Raw genomic sequence first — 17,349 nt, 5'->3', positions numbered from 1 at the left:
CTCACTCAGCAGGTAGAACACGGCACGGCCTACCTGCTCAATAGGGTTCTACTCCGGCTGCTCTCTCCCCAACCAAGTCCCTCCCGGTGAACGGTTACGATCGAGCGTGCGCCTGTGTCCAGCACTCGGATGCGCGGCGCGTCCACCGTGAGCGTGTTCCGCTGGATGTCGGCGGGAAACCACAGCAGCGTCGGCACGTCGGCCGCGATGTGGATCTCGGGCAGCGGCTCGGTGGAAGTGCCGGCGACTGTGACGGCTCGTTCTCGCTTCGCTCGACTCGGATCCGCTTCTCCCCGCGCGACAGCGGCCCATACAAACGCCAGCGCGAGGAACAATCTATCAGGTTGGGGCAATGGTGCGTAACCTCCTGGATGGGCACGCTACCATCGCCCGCGCCCGCACAGTGCGCCCCGAGCAGAGCGTTAGCGAGTGCGCCCGGAGGCGCGCCTCAGCGAGTGGGCGGTGACAGTCAACCCTCCTCGCCTGAGCTCAGGCCTCACTGCTTGAGCCGCTTGAAGAGCGAAGAGCGGGCCAGGCCCAGCTCCTTGGCGGTGCGCTCCTTGTGGTACTGGCAGCGGCGCAGCGCGCTCTCGATGAACTGCCGCTCCAGCCGCGCCATCATCGGCTCCAGCGTGACACCGGCGGGCAGCTCGAGGGACTCGAGGTTCCTGACCTCGGGGGCGCGGTGATAGGCCTCCTCGAAGGAGATGTCCCCGGTGTCCACCTTGGGGCCCTTGCGCTCGAACAGGGCGCGGCGCACCACGTTGCGCAGTTCTCGGACGTTGCCCGGCCAGGTGTGTCGCTGAAGCCGCGCCCACGCCGCCGGCGTGAACTTCGGCGTCTGCCCCCACGGCGCATGCTTCCGCACGAAGTGCTCGGTCAGCCCCCGCCGGTCTCCGCGCCGGTTGCGCAGCGGCGGCGCTTTACTGCTCCAATTCCCTCTTGATGCGCTCTAGGACTGCGTTGGGACGTCCCATGAATGCATCAAGCAGACGTTTTTCGACACCGTGCGGTTCCCAAACAGTCGCTGGCTCAATCCCAATGCATTCTTTGGGGGTCGCTTCCCTCTCATTGCCAAGACTATCGAAGATCGTACAGCGGCGGAACGGACCCACCTCCATGCTGAATTGAACAACAGGCTGAGTCAGATGTTCTTCGATCTCTCTCCACCCCATGACTTCCCATGACTTCGGGTATGGAGAGTGGACGACAATTCTGAAAAGGATGGGCTTAGATGCGATCCTCTCCAAGTCCGAATCCGGGTTGGTAGTTCTGTAGTTGTAGAAGGCATCAAACGGCGGTTCAAGCACCCTGCCATAGGCGAAGGAACCGTCTGCCAGGGGAATTCTCAAGATTGAACCTGGTTTGTATGTTGACCGCATGCCTTAATATCCTGTGTACTGATGAATCTGGCCCCAACGGGCTGCCGCAGCATCATGAAATCGTCTACCCCGAGGGTTGTCTTTTGACACTGCGCGCACGATGTTCTCGGTTCGATAAGGCTTGCCAGTATCGGATTGCGCGCCTCCACTGAAGTCTATCAGTTGCTGCTCTCTTCCGCGGATCCGCCAATACGCAGGGTCATCATACCTCTGATCGTAATCGATGGCGGCTCCAACGTCGAACACATCAAGTTGTGCGTCATCGAATGAAACCTCCCTCGGATCTTGAATCTCGTCAATGTGATGGTTCATGTCACGGAGCTTGATTGCCAACTGCGCCTGGAGTCTGAGAGGCAGGCTGAGGTCAACGACCATGCTGGTCCGGCCAGAGTAATAAAGGTGGGTTGCCTCATTGAGCTTTCTATAGGTTGCATAGAGGCGGCCGCGTTTCTTTTTGCTTTCTCTGGCGGATTCCGCATTTGGCCGTTCGCTGGGCGGAGCACGGGGAGAAGACACCGACTCAGGTTGGGGCGTGGGCGCGCTTGTCTCTATAGACACTGTGCCATCAGGCGCCTGTTGAATGAGGATTTCCATCTCGAGGGTGCGTGAATTCGCAGAGCCCTTTGGGGCATAGCGACCTCGAACCCATCCAGAAACATCGCCGAAGTGTGTGCCGTAGAATCTGTCCGCAATGTCGATGGGGGTCCGATCCCCGGCCACAACCGCTTTGACGGTGAAGCAAAGCAGCAGCACACTGCCCGCAGCCGCAACCACCGCGCCGCCCGTGACCAGGGCTTCTCCTGCCGCAGCGCCAGTGCCTGCTCCTGCTGCGGCCGTGGCGCCTTGCGGCACCGGGCGGAGCATGCCGCGGGGTACCCCATCTCCTGCGCCTCCCCCAGGAAGCCCTCTCAGCGGTGGTGGGGAAGGGGGGAGTGGAGCTGTCGGCGAACCCGCCCCTGGCGCAGGAATGGCGGCAATTGCTCCACCTTGTTCAGCCTGCGCAAAGACGCTGCTCGGGATGTAGACGCAGTACCTTGCTTGTCCAGTGACAGGCAGAACGCTCCGAGTGGCGCCGCTACATCCCACGAGCAACAGGCATGTCAGCAGAACCGCCCCTCTTGGCACCCAGCGCCTCCTGGAATGGGCTCTGCTCGCGAGGAGCCCCACTCGAGATTACAGGGAGGCCGTGCAGCCGAGTCAACCAAGGGACAGCGACCGCTTCACTCCTCCCCTGGGCTCATCTCGATGAGTTGCCGCTCCAGCCGCTCCATCATCTGCTCCAGCGTGACACCGGCGGGCAGTTCCAGGGACTCGAGGGCTGTGTCCTCGGGGCGTGGTGATAGACCTCCTCGAAGGAGATGTCCCCGGCGTCCACCTTGGGGCCCTTGCGCTCCAGCCAGCAGTTCGCTGTGCCGCACAAGCTGTCCGGCCACCCGGGGGCCCTGCCCAGACAGGTCCTCCAGGTGCCAGCGATAGGCGAGGTGGCCCGTGGCTGCTGCCAACCGGTGGGTACCGTGAAACGACGCTTCCGACTGGTCGGAACCGAGGTGGGAAACGGGCAGGGTCGCTATACCGAAGCGCTCGAAGTCCTCGCGCTCTGCAGTGGCATCATCGCCAACAACCCCGACCTGCTCATGACCATCCTGCGCGGGAGCGATCTGGGGGTGGCCAAGCGAAGCAAGCGGCTGGGGATCATCTACAACCTGCAGGACACCACCGCGCTGGAGACAGACCTCTCACGGGTGCTCACGCTGCGGCGAGCGGGTGTGCGGGTCATCCAGCTCACCTACAACAAGCGCAACCTGTGCGGCGACGGTGCGCTCGAGCCCGCAAACGCGGGGCTGAGCGACTTCGGCCGCCAGGTCATCGCTGAGCTCGAGAAGCACAAGGTGCTGCTCAACCTCAGCCACGGAGGCCAGCGGACCCGCGCGGACGCCATCGCGGAGGCCAAGGCCCCACCAGCCATTACTCACACTGGCTGCCGCGACCTCGTGGACAACCCGCGCAATGTCTACGACTCGGAGCTGCGCGCCCTGGCCAACAAAGGTGGCGTGGTGGGCATCTACTTCATGCCATTCCTGCGCGAGAGCGGCATGGCCCACGCCGAGGACGTGATCCGCCACCTGGAGCACGCGGTGAAGGTGTGCGGCGAGGACAACGTGGGCATCGGCACGGACGGCGGGCTCTCGGCCCTGGTCATGGACGACAAAGCCCGCGAGCGGCAGCGCCAGTTCTACGAGGACCGGAAGGCCCAGGGCATCGCGGCCCCGGGCAAAGCGGCGGACGTCTTCAACATCGTCGCCGAGTACAACGCCCCGCGCCGGATGGAGACCCTGGCGCAGGACCTGTCGCGGCGAGGCTGGTCGCAGAAGCGCATCGAGAAGGTCCTCGGCGGCAACTTCGCCCGGCTGTTCACCGAGGTCTGGGGCAGCTGACGCCCAGCCCGTGCACCGTCAGCCCAGCAGATCCAACAGCCGCGAGCCGGTGCGCTGGCGGCGCAGCAGCTTGAGGCGGCGCAGCTCGCGGCGCTTCACCCCGCGCTCCAGCAGGCTGTGCACCGAGAAGCGGCCGGGCCCGCGCAGCAGCAACGCCAGTGCATCGCTCATGAGGGCCAGGTTGAACTCGTAGCCGCCCTTCGTGTTGTCGAATCCCTTCGAGGCGTGCACCTTGCGGATGGCCACCGCCTGGGTGCCGAGCACCGCCAGCGCGGAGAGCCGCGTGGCCACGCCCAGAATGGCGCTCACGCCTGCGGCGAGCTCGGTGATGGCCAGCGCCAGGACCCACGGCTTCCCGGGCTTGAATCCGATCTGCTCGAAGAAGGGCACCGTCTGCTCCATGCCCTCCTTCTTCAGCTTGCTCCACCCGTGGAAGATCATCGTGGAGCCCAGGGACAGCCGAGGCGGTACCAGGGCTGCGGACTTCAGGATGCCAGGTTGCTCGGTCAGTGCGGCTGCGAACATGCGCGCTCCTCCCCTCGAAGGCGATAAACCCGTGCTTCAAGAGGGTGGATCCACTCCCGCCATCTGGCATCCGTGCGGAGCCGCCACCGAGCCCCTGCTACGCCTGACCGCTCAGCGGGCAGGCCTCACGACGGGGGGAGCGGCATAGGGCATCACCTCCAACCGGCCGATCGCCTTCGCGGGATCGCGCTCGAGCAGGCGCTGAACCTCCTCCAGTGACTCCGCCTCGTACACCGCCATGCCGAAGGGTCCCGCGGGATCCATCACCGGTCCCGCCACCACCAGCTTGCCGGCGGCGAGCTGCGTCTGGAGGAACGCGATGTGCGCACCCATCGTGGCTTGCTCTTCAGGGGTCATGGTCGTCGCGAAGTTGGGACGATGCGTTACGAGACGAACGAAGAAGAAACTGTTGGGCATGCGGCTTTAGATACCACTCCCTTGCGATGGTTCACACCTGAGGAGCCGTCTCATGAGCGCCCCTGCCCTAACACAAAAAGAAATATGGGCGTCACCCGCGGAAATGGGCCTCCGGCCATATTGAATCCCAAGGCGTCAGGGACGCCTGCCAGGCCGCTGACGGGCCAGCAGGATTCCCAGGGACGCGAACCCAGGAGGAAGATCCATGTCTCTGAAGAAGCTGTCACTCGTGGTGATGCTGGTTGCCCCGCTGCTGGCCAGTGCTCAGGGCTACCCGAAGCACGAGGGTGGCCACCCCCGCGGGCCCCCGTCGTCCCTGAATCTTCTCCTCTGGAAGCAGCAGGAGCTGGCGCTGACGGCCGAGCAGGTGGCTCAAGTGGAGGCGCTACAAGCGGCACTGGAGCAGCAGAACGCGCCGATTCAGGAGCAGCTGGAGGCCCTGCGCCCGCCGCGTCCGCCGGGGCCGCCGCCCAGTGACGCGGAGCGGATGAAGGGGCCACCGCCCGACACCGAGGAGATGCGCGCGCTCAGGCAGCAGGTGGAGCCCCTCTTCACCCAGCTCCGGGCGAACGATGAGGCGGCCTATGCCGAGGCGGAGAAGCTCCTGAGCGACAGCCAGAAGGCCCGTGCCCAGGAGCTCATCGCCCAGGAGCGTGAGCAGCACCAGCGCCGACACGAGGCCATGCGCCAGCGGATGCAGAACAACCTGTGAGGCGCTGGCACCGCGCAGGTCCTCGGCGAGGAGGACCTGCCGGGCTCACGGCCCCTGGACGCCGAAGCAGTCGTCGATGCAGTCGTCAAACGTGGCCGCGCAGGAACGTGAACCCACACAGTTCGCACACTCGCGGACCTTCGCCTCATGGTCGCGGTTGCTGTCCGAGGCGTCCTGACAGGTGTTCGTGCAGGTGCTCACGTTGATGTCATCCTCCACGCACTGCTGGTAGCGCTCACAGTAGGCGCGGCACTCGCTCTTGCAGCCGCTCAGGCCCACCAGGCCGAAGGCCATCAGGAGCACCGCCGAGAACCTTCCCTTCATCATGTCCCTCCCAGGCTGGGGTCTTCCCCACTTTTGCCGTACGGCGTCTAGCACACCCCGTGCGAGACGCGGGCCGCTCGTCACCGCTGCTGCGAGGAAGGTGACACCCCTCCCCCCAGCAGAGGCGCTACGCTCGGGCCTCCCTGATTCGAGAGAGGGGTGGACCGTGCATCGACGACGTGGACTCGGATGGTGGTGCGGCTGTGTGCTGAGTGTGCTCTTGGGGTGCGGCGGCTCGGACGAGCCCGACACGGACCTGCCCGGCACCGGGCCGGGCGAGAGCAAGTGTGGCGCCAACGGGGTGCTGCTCTGTGACGGCTTCGAGCAGGCCTCCGTGGGCGGAGCACCCGACCCGGCGACGTGGCAGGTGCAGGTCTTCAACCAGCTGGGCAGCATCTCCATCGACAGCAGCCAGGCGCACTCCGGCACGAAGTCCGTGCACGTGGTGGGCACCGGGACGGAGAGCTACCGCTCCGTGCTCTTCACCACCACGCAGCCCTTCCCTCCTCAGAACAACAGCTTCTACACGCGCGTCTTCCTGCGCGCGAAGCTGCCCATGGCAGAGGGCCACAGCACATACTTCGGCGCGGGCTCGGCGGACAACCAGCGCATGGTGCGCATAGGCTTCCACCAGCACGTGTTCGAGACGAACCTCATCCACCCCGACAAGGAATACGAGCAGCTCTCTGGGCCGTGGGGCCAGCCCTCTCAGGGCGTCCAGCTCCAGCCCAACGAATGGCACTGCGTGGAGACCTTCTTCAACGGGGCCCAGCACGAGCTGCGCGTGTGGCTGGACGGCACGGAGATGACCGGCCTCCACGTGACGAACTGGAACGTCGGCCTGTCCAAGTGGTCGCCGCAGTACGCCAAGGCGTGGTTCGGCTTCGAGACCTACCACGGCGAGCAGGCGGAGCTCTGGTACGACGATCTCATCATCGGCACGCAGCCCATTGGCTGCGGCGGGTAGCCGCTCCGCCCTCAGAGGCCGAGGCGGGCCAGATCGAGCTTGCCGTTCTGGACGGGGGGGCACCAGTAGTAGCCCCCCGTCACGGGCCGCGAGAACGTGAAGAGTCCGTCAACCACTCCGTCCTCGAGGCCCGCCATCCGGCGCATCATGACCTCGAAGCGGTCGAGCGACTCGACCTGGGCGATGAACTCGAGCCCCTCTTGCGTCGCGGTGGCCCACGGCATGGAGCGGCGCACCATGAAGGCGGGGGGCTCGAAGCTCTCCTGGGCGGTCCGCTTCACGTGAGCGGACTCGGGGGCCTCTTCAATTTCATCGTTCGACTCCGCGCGCCGGCCGATCAACAGCTCGCGGCGCTCCTCGCTGAACCGGCGGAAGCGCATCAGGTCATGCACCCACCGCTGCACGACGAGGAAGCTGGAGCCACGCAGGTGCTCGCCCTCGGAGACCAGGGCGGCCTTCACGGCGAGCTCGCCCTGAGGGTTCTCGGTCCCGTCCTCGAAGCGCGTCAGGTCGCGGCCCTCGCGGTAGATGAACGTGTCGTTCGAGTCGACGAGCAGGAACGCGTCGCCCAGGAGCTCGCGGATCTGCTGGGTGAGATCGAACACGGTGCCGCGATCGGACCCTCGCAGCAGGAAGCAGAGCGCCTCCTGGGTGGACGGGACGCTGCAGGCCGGACCGGACATGGACGGAAAGGTGCGCAGCCCGAGGAGGGTCTTCTTCAGCGCGAGCACCACCGGCTCGCCGATGCCGATGACGCCACAGTCGACCGAGTGCCCCTCGCGGAGGCGGCGGAGCGCACCGGGCACGTCGCTCTCGGGGGCGATGCAGAACGTGAGTGTGCGGCCTACCGGCGGGCGATCAGCAAGGATGGAAGGCTGTGCGTTCTCAATCATGGCCGCGCGCTTATCATGGTGGGCAATTTCTCTTCCAGGTTCGGTGGTGCCGGAGAGAGACTCCAGGCATGGCCATCACCCTGTCACCGCAGGACTACGCCACGGCATTCCGCATCCTCGCGGCGACCGCCCGTCATCCCGAGCTCCTCCGAAAGCTCCTCGAAGAGCGAATCGTCCCCAGGTTGCCTCCACGGCCCTCGCTGTTGGACGTGGGCTCGGGCTCGGGCATGGTCGTCGAGCGGCTCGCGCCCCTCTTCGGCTCGATCACGTTGCTCGAGCCCAACCCGAGCCAGATCGCCGGGTTCCAACACGAGAAGGCGAAGATCTTCATCGAGCCCCTGGAGCGCTACCCGCTGGGCGAGCAGTATGACGTCGTCCTGTGCTCGCACGTCATGTACCACGTGCCACTCCCCAGCTGGGGAGCGTTCATCGACCGGCTGCTCGCCTTCGTGCGCCCCGGCGGGTACTGCCTGATCCTCATGGCCGCCGCCCGAGGGCCGACGTACGACTTGTGCCGCGACTTCACGGACACCCAGCTCTTCAGTCATCAGGTGGTCGAAGCGGTGCGGCAGAAGCAGTTGCCACACGAGGTGGTGCCGCTGCTGTGCGGCTTCTCCACGAAGACCTACGAGGAGATGTACACGCTCTGCCGCTTCTTCGTGTTCGAGGGCAGCTACACGGCCGAACAGATCGCGGCCATGAGCCAGGATGAGGTGCGCAAGATCGACGAGAAGATCCGCGCACACGCCGAGCGCTGCCGGAGTGCCGACGGGTTGTATCGCCTGTGGCAGGATGAGGATCTGGTCATCCTCCCGAAGCCGGCTTGAGCCGCCGCCTGAGCCCTCGACGTCTCAGGGCTGGCCGCCCAGGCCCCTCATGTTGAGGGTGCCCTTCTCCGCTTGAAGGTGAACAACGCGAAGGTTGCGCACAAGTGAGTTCACCCTTTTGTTCAAGCACCACTCCTTCGTATGCGGTAGAGGCACGCACTGCTGCCCGTCCACATCGAAGGAGAAAGACCATGCCGATCACCGCCACCCCGACGCCCGCCAAGGGCCTGCTCTCCCCCAAGGACCATACGCTGATCCTGATCGACCATCAGTCGCAGATGTCGTTCGCGACACACTCGATCTCAGCCACCGAGCTGCGCAACAACACCGCGCTCGTGGCGTACGCCGCCGCCGGCTTTGGGGTCTCGACCATCCTGACGACGGTCGCCGAGAAGAGCTTCTCCGGCCCGATCTTCTCCGAGATCACCGAGGCCTTCCCCGGCGCCGAGGTCACCGACCGCACCTCCATGAACACCTGGGAGGACGCCCATGTGATCAAGCGCGTCAACGCCATCGGCAAGGACCGGCTGGTGTTCGCGGGCCTGTGGACCTCGGTCTGCATCGTCGGCCCGACCCTGTCGGCGCTCGATCAGGGCTATGAGGTCTACGTGATCGCCGATGCCTGCGGCGACGTTTCCGTCGAGGCGCATGAGCGCGCGATGGAGCGGATGATCCAGGCGGGTGTCCGGCCCCTGACCTCGCTCCAGTACATGCTCGAGCTGCAGCGCGACTGGGCGCGCGGCGAGACCTATGACCTGACCACCGGCATCGCCAAGAAGTATGGTGGCGCCTACGGCCTGGGCATCATCTACGCCAAGACGATGTTCGGTGCCTCGGAAGGTGGCCACTCTCACAAGGGCTGAGCGCCGCTCCGCAAGCCGGCCGCTCCTCCGCTCGACCTTCGGCGGCCGACCTGCGCCCCTCTCGCCGACGAAGCCCGCGTTCTGCCTCCACTTGCCTCGGCCAGGAGCTCCACGATGCCCGACACCCTGATCATCAACGCGAAGATCACGACGCTCGATCGCACCCATCCCACGGCCGAGGCGGTCGCGATCCGCGACGGCACATTCCTCGTGGTGGGAGACGAGAGGACAGTCCGCGCCGCAGCCAGCCCGCAGGCGCTCGTGATCGACGCCAAGGGACGTCGGCTGATCCCCGGGCTGATGGATAGCCACATCCACGTCATTCGCGGCGGGCTCAACTACAACATGGAGCTGCGCTGGGATGGCGTGCCGACGCTGGCCGACGCAATGGCCATGCTCCGGAAGCAGGCCGAGACCACTCCGCCTCCTCAATGGGTGCGCGTCGTTGGCGGCTTTACCGAGCACCAGTTCGCCGAGAAGCGCCTGCCAACGCTCGAGGAGCTCAACGCCGCCGCGCCCGAGACGCCGGTGTTCATCCTGCACCTCTACGATCGCGCGCTGCTCAATGCCGCAGCGCTGCGCGCCGTGGGCTACACGAAGGACACGCCAAACCCTCCAGGTGGCGAAATTGTTCGCGATGCGGCGGGCAACCCTACGGGCCTGCTGCTCGCCCAGCCCAACGCGACGGTCCTCTATGCGACGCTCGCCAAGGGCCCCAAGCTCCCGCCCGAGTATCAGCTCAACTCGACCCGGCACTTCATGCGCGAGCTGAACAGTCTCGGCGTCACCAGCGTGATCGACGCTGGCGGCGGCTATCAGAACTACCCCGAGGACTACCAGATCATCGAGAAGCTCCACCGGGACGGCGAGCTGACCCTGCGCATTGCCTACAATCTGTTCACGCAGAAGCCGAAGGAAGAACTCAAGGACTTCGCGACATGGGCGACGAAAGTGAAGCCCGGCGACGGCGACGATACCTACCGCCATAACGGCGCGGGCGAGATGCTCGTCTACTCGGCGGCGGATTTCGAGGACTTCCGGGTCGCCCGGCCCGATATGCCGCCCAGCATGGAGGCCGAGCTCGAGCCCGTCATCCGCCTGCTGGCCGAGCGGCGCTGGCCCTGGCGGCTTCATGCCACCTACGACCAGACGATCGGACGCGCGCTGGATGTCTTCGAGAAGGTGAACCGCGACATCCCGCTCAGCGGCCTCCACTGGTTCTTCGACCATGCGGAGACAATCAGCGAGCGCAACATCGACCGGATTGCCGCGCTCGGCGGCGGCATCGCCATCCAGCATCGCATGGCCTATCAGGGCGAATACTTCGTCGAGCGCTATGGCGCCAGGGCCGCCGAGGCGACGCCGCCGATCCAGCGGATGCTGGCGGCCGGGTTGCCAGTCGGCGCGGGCACCGATGCAACCCGTGTCGCAAGCTATAACCCTTGGGTATCGCTCTCCTGGCTCGTCACCTCGAAGACGGTAGGTGGCCTGCGCCTCTCCCCCGTGGCCCACCGGCTCGACCGTGAGACCGCGCTGCGGCTGTGGACCGAGGCCAACACCTGGTTCTCGAACGAACAGGGGAAGAAAGGCCAGATCAAGGCCGGCCAGCTCGCCGACCTGGCGTTGCTGTCCGACGATTACTTCTCAGTGCCCGAGGACCAGATCGCGACGCTGCGCTCAGTGCTGACCATGCTTGGCGGCAGGATCGTCTTCGCGGAGGGCGATGAGGCGAAGCTCGCGCCGCCGATGCCCAAGCCGATGCCCGATTGGTCGCCGGTCGCGACCTTCGGCGGCTACTGGCGGGCGCCCGAGGCGCACACGAAGCAGGCCTCGGCCTGCGGCTGCCAGCGTGCGTGCACACTCCATGGCCATGATCATGCCGTGGCTCTAGGAAGCCCTGTTCCCGCCGCCGACGTCCAGGGCTTCTGGGGCGCGCTCGGCTGCGGCTGCTGGGCCGTCTGAGAGGCACTGGACATGTCCCCTCCCACCCGCCCCGCTGCCCCGCCGCTGATCTGGCTGCTCCTGCTGCTGTCCGTGACGACGGGCCTGGTCGACGCAGTCAGCGTGCTCGGACTCGGCAAGGTCTTCACCGCCAACATGACGGGCAACATCGTGTTCCTGGGCTTCGCCGTTGTCGGAACGCCGGGATTCCACTTCACGCCCTCTCTCTCCGCGATGCTGTTCTTCCTGGCCGGCGCCGTACTCGCTGGGCAGATCGGCAGGGCGCAAAGCGGCAGGCCACTGCGGCGCTGGCTCCTGCTCGCGGCAATGATCGAGGCGCTGTCGCTCTGGCTCGCGGCCATCATCGCCACCGGGTTCGACATCGCGTCGCAGTCGCCCAGACCCGCCCTCTACGCGATCATCGCGCTGACGGCGCTCGCCATGGGCTTCCGCAATGCCACGGTTCGCCAGCTCAAGTTCCCCGAGGTCACCACCACCGTCCTCACGTTGACCCTGACGGGCCTTGCGGCGGATTCAACGCTGGCGGGAGGAACCAATCCCAACTGGGCGCGTCGGCTGGGCAGTGTCGCCGCGATCTTCGCGGGCGCTGCCATCGGCGCCGCGCTGGTCTTCCATGGCGGGCTGGTCATCCCGCTGATTCTGGCCGGTGTGCTCGTGCTGGCGGGGACCGCCGCCTGTGCGCTGCATCCGGCCTCGGCGCAGCCGATGGGCTGAGCGGGACATCTCCGCTCGCGGGTCAGCGCTCGCTGCCGGCCGCGTGCGCCTCGCGCAGCTCGTACAACACGGGCATGAAGGATTGAGCGATCGCAGCCGCCTCGCGCATGTGAGTCTGCGCCTCGGGGTTCTTGAGCATGGCGTCGTAGTCCTCCCGGCTGCGCCACTGTGCATAATTGGCGATGTGGCGGCGGTCTCCGCTGAGATGCAGATTGGCGGAGATAAAGCCGGGCAGGTGGCGCATGGTCTCCTCGGTCGCCCGGGACAGGAGCTTCAGGAGCTCGTCCGCCCGATCCGGCTCGACCGTGAAGGTGTTGATCAAAGTCAGGTGGCCCGCACTTGGATCGAGGCTCGTGCGCGGATTCGCCTGACGCGCCGTGTGGACCGTGATGGCATAGCCGTCCGGGTCGCGGAAGCTGAAGAAGCGTCCAAAAGGTCCATTCGCGGGTGGCAAGAGGATGGGCACTCCCGCGCCCACCAGCCGCTCATGCAGGCCGTCAGCATCGTCACTCGAGAGCCAGAGGGACAGCCCCCATCCGAGCTGGTTCACGAGCGCCAGGTCGACCAGCGGCCGACGGATCGCGAAAGGGATGGGCTGGGTATCGAACACGACCGCATCAGGCGGGCTCTGGGGAGCCGAGGTGAGGCCCAGGTGCTCCGTGTAGAAGCGCCGAGACGCCTCCAGGTCACGCACCTGGAGCGCAATGAAGCCGGGTCCAATCAGCTTGGCCATGGGTCCTCTCCTCCGTTAATATCAGGAGGCTGATATAATATCAGGAAGCTGACATGTCCACGACATCGATGCCGGAGCCGATGGCCAAGCGGCTTGGCTATGCACTCAAGCGAGCGCAGCACGCCTTGCGCACGAGAATGGACGATGCGCTGCGGCCACTCGGGCTGACCTCGCCCCAGTACGCGGTCCTCTCGGCGGTCGAGCTGGAGCCCGGTATGTCGAACGCCCGCCTGGCGCGCGCCGCCTTCGTCACGCCGCAGACGATGCAAGGCATCCTCGCCAACCTGGAGCGCGACGGTCTGCTTGTCCGACAGGCGGACCCCGAGCACGGCCGCATCCTGCGCAGCGAGCTGACCTCTCGCGGGAAAGCAGTGCTCGCGAGGGCCCATTGGGCCGTCGAGGAGGTCGAGAACGCCATGATCTCCTCTTTAGGCACAGCGGAAGCGGCGCGAATCGCCACGCTGCTGGCCCAGTGCGCCGATGCCCTGAGTTCCACCGATCCTGACTGAGCGCCTGAAGGCGCGCAGCGGAAGCGGTTCACCCCAGGGTTTGGAAACGATGGCCAGCTCGCGTCCGAGTTTGAGGGATGTGACTGAGGAGGGGCTAGTGAGGAAGCACGCGCCAGACACCGTCACCTCGGGTAGTCTTCACTGCATTCACCACTATGGCTCGCTACTACGAAGAGGACCGAGGCCCGATCTACGAAGCCGCGCGTCAGTTCCGTGACAAGTGCCTGCTTCAAGATGGCTCCCTGCTCTTTGAGGGTGCCACGGTCTGGTCGACCGGGAACCTGAACAGGCTGCGCACCGTCTTTGTGGAGGCGTGGGATGGCACGCAGCGTAGGTTCGAACAGAAACTCGAGGATCAGGTAGGCAAGGAGAAGCCGGAGGTCATCCGGCTCATGGCCGAGGCCATCGCCGTCTACTTCTTGTTCCACTCCAAAGTGGGGCGTCCCCGGAAGGAAGAGCTCGTCAACCAGGTGTTGGGCTGGGCAGGTGACTCGATCCCCCAAGGGCACTGGTTGCTAACAGCGTTCGAGTACGGCATCGGCAATCCTGGGCAGAACTACAATACCCGCCGTCCGGCCGAACTCGGCTTCTTGATCCGGTTCATGATCGACTGGAAGAAGCTCCCTCGACCCGAACAGGAGAAGCTGCTCCAGGAGCCCTGGGCCTTCATGAAGTTCGTCGACGGGCTGGAGGACATAGGGAACCGCCAGCTGCGGCACATTCTTCTCCACCTCCTCTTTCCAGATCAGTTCGAGCGCAGTACCAGCCTTCGGGACAAATGGCTGATCGGCGAGGCCTTCGAAAAGCTGGCCCAGCCTCAGGATGACGCAGATCAAAAGCTCCAGAATGACCCGGCTCTGCAGCTCAAGGACGAGCCAGACTGGAAGCTCTTCCTCATCCGGAAGGCCCTGGAGAAGCTTTTGCCGGGGCAGCGGCTCGACTTCTACGACAGCCCCCTGGATGCCACCTGGATCAGTGGCCTGGAGGGGGACGAGGACGAGGGGGCGTCCCTCGACGTCATCCGTCACAAAAAGCAGCTTGTCCTCTACGGTCCCCCTGGAACGGGAAAGACCTTCCGCGCCAAGGAGTACGCAGCACGCATCATCCGAGCCGCCGCCCTCGAGCAGCTGGGCCCAGCTGACTACTTCTCGCAGCAGGAGCTCATCGACGCCGCGATGAAGACCCACGTGCGTCGGCTCCAGCTCCACCCGGCGTACTCCTATGAGGAATTCATCCGGGGACTGCACCTCACACCGGAAGGCGCCACCGAGTACCGTCCTGGTTACCTGCTTCGCTTGATCAATGAGATACAGCGTCACCGGCAGAAACCAACCCTCACCTCCCGGCTCCCGTACGTCCTCATTCTCGATGAGATCAACCGCACGGACCTGAGTCGCATGCTGGGCGAGTGCTTCTCCCTCTTGGAAGACCGCGAGCAGCCGGTGGAGCTGCCCGGGCTCGATGAGAATGATGAGCCGATGCAGCTACGGATCCCGGGAGATCTGTATGTCATCGGAACAATGAACCTCATCGACCAGTCGGTCGAGCAGTTTGACTTCGCGCTGCGCCGCCGCTTCCTGTGGCTCCCCTGCCCATTCGATGGCGAGATGCTGCTCTCCGCAGCGGAGCATCGCTGGAGAGAGCGGGGAGGCCAGAATCGGCTCTCCTGGGAAAAGGTTGAGGGGGACTTCAAGCTGCTCGAGGCGGCCGCATCCGCGCTGAATGAGCGCATCCGTCAGGATCCCGCCCTGGGTGAGCAGTACGAAGTGGGCCACACCTACTTCCTCGATGCCGTCTCCTTCCTGCTCGACGAGTTGGGGCCCCGACCGAAGAAAAAGAAGTACTTCCTCTGGAAAGACAAGGAGCCCACCTGGCCAGTCAGGCTCCTTTGGAAGCTGTCCCTGAAGCCCCTGTTGGAACAGTACCTCTCCGGACTCGACGCCTCGGTTCGGAAGCAGGCCCTCGAAGGGCTGGAGACGACCTTCACTGCTCGGCCGGAGCTCTCTGAGTGAAGCTCTCCGTCCAGGACTGCTCGCCCTTTGATCCGCCGCCCACGGCGGACGAAGTGACCTGGCTGCAGCGGCTCGCGAGCAAGGCCCAGCCGCAGGCGCACGTGATGCCGTTGGGCGGGGCGCGCGATGAGGACGAGCCCATCGTCTACTGCGAGCGGGATGGAACCTGGTGGGCGGGGCGCTACGTGGGAGAGCTGCTATTCGAGGGCCACAGCCTGACCATCCTCCCTCGCTTTGGGATGGAGACGCTGCGCACTTGGCTCGCTCATGTCTTCAATCTGGTTCTGGTGGAGACACCAGGCCAGGTGCAGGCGGATGCGTCGTTCATCGTCCAGCTCCTCGCGGCGCTGTGGGTCCGAGGCTTCGTGGATGCTTCCCGCCACGGCCTCCCCGCGCTCCGAACGGAGCGCGCCAGCGTAGGCTTGGTGGTCCGTGGTCGGTTGGACGTTGCCGGGACCGTGCGCCTCCGGGCTGCGAACAGCCCCCAGGTGGCGTCCCTCCGCCGCGAGCGCTCGCTCGACAACGCTACCGCCCGCGCCATCGTCTCGGCCTACGCGGCGCTGAGGCGCTGGATGGCCCCGGTTCCAGAGAGCTTTTGGCTCCCTTCGCGAGCAGCGGAGTTGCTCCCGCATCTCATCGCTGTCACCGGCTCGAACCCCCAGGTGCCCTCCAGCGCCGAGTTGGCGCGCGTCCGCTACACTCCCCTGACGGCAGCGTTCAAGCCAGTCGCGGAGCTCTCCCGGCGGATTGCCTTGCGCCGAGGGCTCTCCTCCTCCTCAGCCGATGGCACCTGCCAAGGGGTGCTGCTCGACGTGGCTGAGCTCTGGGAACTCTATGTACTGGCCGCACTCCGCCGTGCTGCCGAGAGCTTCGAGGTACGCCACGGGACTCTCGATTTCAGCGCCTGGGATGCCCTCCTGCGCAGTGAACTCACCGCTGAGCCCCTGGGCATGCTCAAGCCCGATGCCCTCGTCCTCAAGAAAGCATCGGTGCTAGGGATCCTCGACGCCAAGTACAAGCGGCTACACCCCAGCCAGGCCTCGCGGCGAGGCCCGCAGCGCGAAGATCTGTACCAGATGGCGGCGTACCTCTCGCGCTACGGCCAGCCAGGGAGCCTGAGCTGGGGTGCACTGGCTTATCCCTACAATCCCGATGAGCCAGGCACGCCCCCAGCAGAGTCGGGCAACCCCTGGGCTCTAGATGGTGCAAGAAAGGTCTACTTCCTGAGTCTTCCTCACACGCTCGAACAAGCCGCCAGCAAGCTGCGGCGGGTGCTGCTCCAAGCGCCCGAGCCGATGCCACTTCTTCCATGAAGCGGTGTCCGGCGTGCGCGCACCAGCTTGCCACCCCTCAACAAGCCTTCCATCCTTCCTTCAAGAAGCCATGAAGGAGGGCCGTCCAGAATCCATTTATTGCCGGAAGTGTCGTGAGCACCCCAGGAAGGAGCGATCATGAACGCCACACACCCCTTTGCTACCCGCGTGAACGCCCAACTCCCCGACTGGCTCGTGAAGGAGTTGCACACCTACAACACGCCCCTGCCGACCGCCGAAGCGCGCGTGCGCCTCACCCACACGCTCGCGGCGCGCAACTACAAGGAAGGCAACGGGGGGCCGTTCGCCGCGCTCGTCGTTGCCCCTGCGACGGGCGAGCTGGTCTCCATCGGCGTCAACGTCGTGTTGAGCTCGGGCCTCTCCTCCGTGCATGCGGAGGTCATGGCGCTCTCGCTCGCCCAGACCCGCCTCGGCACCTGGGACCTGGGCTCTGCGGGGGGCCGCGAGCTCGAGCTCGTCGTCAACTGGCGCCCGTGCACGATGTGCTACGGCGCGCTCATCTGGTCGGGAGTCAAGCACCTGCTCATCGCTGGCGACGGCCCAGAGTGCGAAGCACTCACGGGCTTCGATGAAGGGCCCATGCCCGCGGACTGGAGAGCAGCGCTCGAGGCCCGTGGAATCCGGGTCTCCTCCGGAGTGCTGCGGGACGAAGCGATCGCCGTCTTCGCCGAATATGGCCGCTCGGGCGCGACCGTCTACAACGCTCGCGGGACCGGCTCACACCGGCGGGATTGAATCAT

At 65.5% G+C, this 17,349-nt stretch carries 20 protein-coding genes; 11 read left to right on the top strand and 9 right to left on the bottom strand.

All coding sequences use genetic code 11. The features are described 5' to 3' along the window. Positions 1–29: 29 nt before the first annotated feature. From DB31_RS47235 to DB31_RS49265, 4 genes are all read right to left on the bottom strand, one after another. A complete protein-coding gene (locus DB31_RS47235; RefSeq protein WP_075306351.1) occupies positions 30–335 on the bottom strand; it encodes a DUF2381 family protein in 306 nt (101 codons plus the stop codon). A 161-nt stretch (positions 336–496) separates the two neighbouring features. Next, positions 497–913: an AAA-type ATPase lid domain-containing protein gene (locus tag DB31_RS33565; RefSeq protein WP_083968998.1), complete on the bottom strand. Its 417-nt coding sequence runs from the start codon at positions 911–913 to the stop codon at positions 497–499. 10 nt (positions 914–923) lie between these two features. Then, complete coding sequence (locus DB31_RS47230; RefSeq protein WP_075306349.1) at positions 924–1,382, bottom strand: Imm26 family immunity protein; 459 nt, start codon at positions 1,380–1,382, stop codon at positions 924–926. A gap of 3 nt (positions 1,383–1,385) precedes the next feature. After that, a complete protein-coding gene (locus tag DB31_RS49265; protein WP_157232306.1) occupies positions 1,386–2,246 on the bottom strand; it encodes a hypothetical protein in 861 nt (286 codons plus the stop codon). Positions 2,247–2,896: 650 nt separating this feature from the next. On the opposite strand from DB31_RS49265, the gene DB31_RS33560 reads away from it, so the two are divergent. Then, a complete protein-coding gene (locus DB31_RS33560; RefSeq protein WP_169787130.1) occupies positions 2,897–3,817 on the top strand; it encodes a dipeptidase in 921 nt (306 codons plus the stop codon). 18 nt (positions 3,818–3,835) lie between these two features. Here DB31_RS33560 and DB31_RS33555 read toward each other — a convergent pair whose 3' ends face one another. Together DB31_RS33555 and DB31_RS33550 are read right to left on the bottom strand one after the other, a co-directional pair. After that, positions 3,836–4,342 (bottom strand): DoxX family protein, encoded by a 507-nt coding sequence (locus DB31_RS33555; protein ID WP_044195558.1) that lies wholly within the window; start codon positions 4,340–4,342, stop codon positions 3,836–3,838. Between the two features lie 111 nt (positions 4,343–4,453). Further along, the gene (locus tag DB31_RS33550) at positions 4,454–4,759 is read right to left on the bottom strand and encodes a YciI family protein (RefSeq protein WP_044195555.1); all 306 of its coding nucleotides are present in this window, start codon (positions 4,757–4,759) and stop codon (positions 4,454–4,456) included. Between the two features lie 205 nt (positions 4,760–4,964). Between DB31_RS33550 and DB31_RS33545 the strand changes: the two genes are divergently transcribed. Then, on the top strand, positions 4,965–5,471 hold the full coding sequence (locus DB31_RS33545; protein ID WP_052420464.1) for a Spy/CpxP family protein refolding chaperone: 507 nt from the start codon (positions 4,965–4,967) through the stop codon (positions 5,469–5,471). Between the two features lie 45 nt (positions 5,472–5,516). Here DB31_RS33545 and DB31_RS33540 read toward each other — a convergent pair whose 3' ends face one another. Then, entirely contained in the window at positions 5,517–5,798 is a 282-nt protein-coding gene (locus tag DB31_RS33540; RefSeq protein ID WP_044195553.1) for a hypothetical protein, read from the bottom strand. 202 nt (positions 5,799–6,000) lie between these two features. Between DB31_RS33540 and DB31_RS33535 the strand changes: the two genes are divergently transcribed. Next, complete coding sequence (locus DB31_RS33535; RefSeq protein WP_044195548.1) at positions 6,001–6,762, top strand: hypothetical protein; 762 nt, start codon at positions 6,001–6,003, stop codon at positions 6,760–6,762. 11 nt (positions 6,763–6,773) lie between these two features. Here DB31_RS33535 and DB31_RS33530 read toward each other — a convergent pair whose 3' ends face one another. Next, a complete protein-coding gene (locus tag DB31_RS33530; protein ID WP_044195545.1) occupies positions 6,774–7,655 on the bottom strand; it encodes a Dyp-type peroxidase in 882 nt (293 codons plus the stop codon). A 68-nt stretch (positions 7,656–7,723) separates the two neighbouring features. Here DB31_RS33530 and DB31_RS33525 point away from each other — a divergent pair, with 68 nt between their 5' ends. From DB31_RS33525 to DB31_RS33510, 4 genes are all read left to right on the top strand, one after another. Further along, positions 7,724–8,482, top strand: coding sequence for a class I SAM-dependent methyltransferase (locus DB31_RS33525; protein ID WP_044195542.1), 759 nt, complete (start codon positions 7,724–7,726; stop codon positions 8,480–8,482). A gap of 191 nt (positions 8,483–8,673) precedes the next feature. Then, positions 8,674–9,345: a hydrolase gene (locus tag DB31_RS33520; protein WP_157232305.1), complete on the top strand. Its 672-nt coding sequence runs from the start codon at positions 8,674–8,676 to the stop codon at positions 9,343–9,345. 114 nt (positions 9,346–9,459) lie between these two features. Continuing rightward, the gene (locus DB31_RS33515) at positions 9,460–11,307 is read left to right on the top strand and encodes an amidohydrolase (RefSeq protein WP_083968996.1); all 1,848 of its coding nucleotides are present in this window, start codon (positions 9,460–9,462) and stop codon (positions 11,305–11,307) included. Between the two features lie 12 nt (positions 11,308–11,319). Further along, entirely contained in the window at positions 11,320–12,021 is a 702-nt protein-coding gene (locus DB31_RS33510) for a YoaK family protein (RefSeq protein ID WP_044195536.1), read from the top strand. Positions 12,022–12,043: 22 nt separating this feature from the next. Here DB31_RS33510 and DB31_RS50105 read toward each other — a convergent pair whose 3' ends face one another. After that, complete coding sequence (locus DB31_RS50105) at positions 12,044–12,754, bottom strand: VOC family protein (RefSeq protein ID WP_063769290.1); 711 nt, start codon at positions 12,752–12,754, stop codon at positions 12,044–12,046. Between the two features lie 53 nt (positions 12,755–12,807). Here DB31_RS50105 and DB31_RS33500 point away from each other — a divergent pair, with 53 nt between their 5' ends. The 4 genes from DB31_RS33500 to DB31_RS33485 all read left to right on the top strand — a co-directional run bounded on the left by DB31_RS33500 (position 12,808) and on the right by DB31_RS33485 (position 17,344). Then, a complete protein-coding gene (locus DB31_RS33500) occupies positions 12,808–13,263 on the top strand; it encodes a MarR family winged helix-turn-helix transcriptional regulator (RefSeq protein ID WP_044195533.1) in 456 nt (151 codons plus the stop codon). Positions 13,264–13,418: 155 nt separating this feature from the next. Continuing rightward, positions 13,419–15,275: an AAA family ATPase gene (locus tag DB31_RS33495; protein WP_044195531.1), complete on the top strand. Its 1,857-nt coding sequence runs from the start codon at positions 13,419–13,421 to the stop codon at positions 15,273–15,275. Then, a complete protein-coding gene (locus DB31_RS33490; RefSeq protein WP_052420463.1) occupies positions 15,272–16,588 on the top strand; it encodes a 5-methylcytosine restriction system specificity protein McrC in 1,317 nt (438 codons plus the stop codon). Before DB31_RS33495 ends, DB31_RS33490 begins: the two co-directional genes overlap by 4 nt. A gap of 138 nt (positions 16,589–16,726) precedes the next feature. Next, the gene (locus tag DB31_RS33485) at positions 16,727–17,344 is read left to right on the top strand and encodes a nucleoside deaminase (RefSeq protein WP_044195528.1); all 618 of its coding nucleotides are present in this window, start codon (positions 16,727–16,729) and stop codon (positions 17,342–17,344) included. Positions 17,345–17,349: the final 5 nt, after the last annotated feature.

This window comes from Hyalangium minutum, from assembly GCF_000737315.1.
Classification (GTDB): domain Bacteria; phylum Myxococcota; class Myxococcia; order Myxococcales; family Myxococcaceae; genus Hyalangium; species Hyalangium minutum.
This window is presented reverse-complemented; position numbering and strand designations above follow the sequence as displayed.

Coding starts and splice junctions, on each gene's coding strand:
- DB31_RS33495 (WP_044195531.1), top strand. CDS start 13,419: ATGGCTCGCTACTACGAAGAGGACCGAGGCCCGATCTACGAAGCCGCG.
- DB31_RS33540 (WP_044195553.1), bottom strand. CDS start 5,798: ATGATGAAGGGAAGGTTCTCGGCGGTGCTCCTGATGGCCTTCGGCCTG.
- DB31_RS47230 (WP_075306349.1), bottom strand. CDS start 1,382: ATGCGGTCAACATACAAACCAGGTTCAATCTTGAGAATTCCCCTGGCA.
- DB31_RS33545 (WP_052420464.1), top strand. CDS start 4,965: ATGTCTCTGAAGAAGCTGTCACTCGTGGTGATGCTGGTTGCCCCGCTG.
- DB31_RS33555 (WP_044195558.1), bottom strand. CDS start 4,342: ATGTTCGCAGCCGCACTGACCGAGCAACCTGGCATCCTGAAGTCCGCA.
- DB31_RS33550 (WP_044195555.1), bottom strand. CDS start 4,759: ATGCCCAACAGTTTCTTCTTCGTTCGTCTCGTAACGCATCGTCCCAAC.
- DB31_RS33520 (WP_157232305.1), top strand. CDS start 8,674: ATGCCGATCACCGCCACCCCGACGCCCGCCAAGGGCCTGCTCTCCCCC.
- DB31_RS50105 (WP_063769290.1), bottom strand. CDS start 12,754: ATGGCCAAGCTGATTGGACCCGGCTTCATTGCGCTCCAGGTGCGTGAC.
- DB31_RS33510 (WP_044195536.1), top strand. CDS start 11,320: ATGTCCCCTCCCACCCGCCCCGCTGCCCCGCCGCTGATCTGGCTGCTC.
- DB31_RS33485 (WP_044195528.1), top strand. CDS start 16,727: ATGAACGCCACACACCCCTTTGCTACCCGCGTGAACGCCCAACTCCCC.
- DB31_RS33515 (WP_083968996.1), top strand. CDS start 9,460: ATGCCCGACACCCTGATCATCAACGCGAAGATCACGACGCTCGATCGC.
- DB31_RS33525 (WP_044195542.1), top strand. CDS start 7,724: ATGGCCATCACCCTGTCACCGCAGGACTACGCCACGGCATTCCGCATC.
- DB31_RS33530 (WP_044195545.1), bottom strand. CDS start 7,655: ATGATTGAGAACGCACAGCCTTCCATCCTTGCTGATCGCCCGCCGGTA.
- DB31_RS33500 (WP_044195533.1), top strand. CDS start 12,808: ATGTCCACGACATCGATGCCGGAGCCGATGGCCAAGCGGCTTGGCTAT.
- DB31_RS49265 (WP_157232306.1), bottom strand. CDS start 2,246: ATGCTCCGCCCGGTGCCGCAAGGCGCCACGGCCGCAGCAGGAGCAGGC.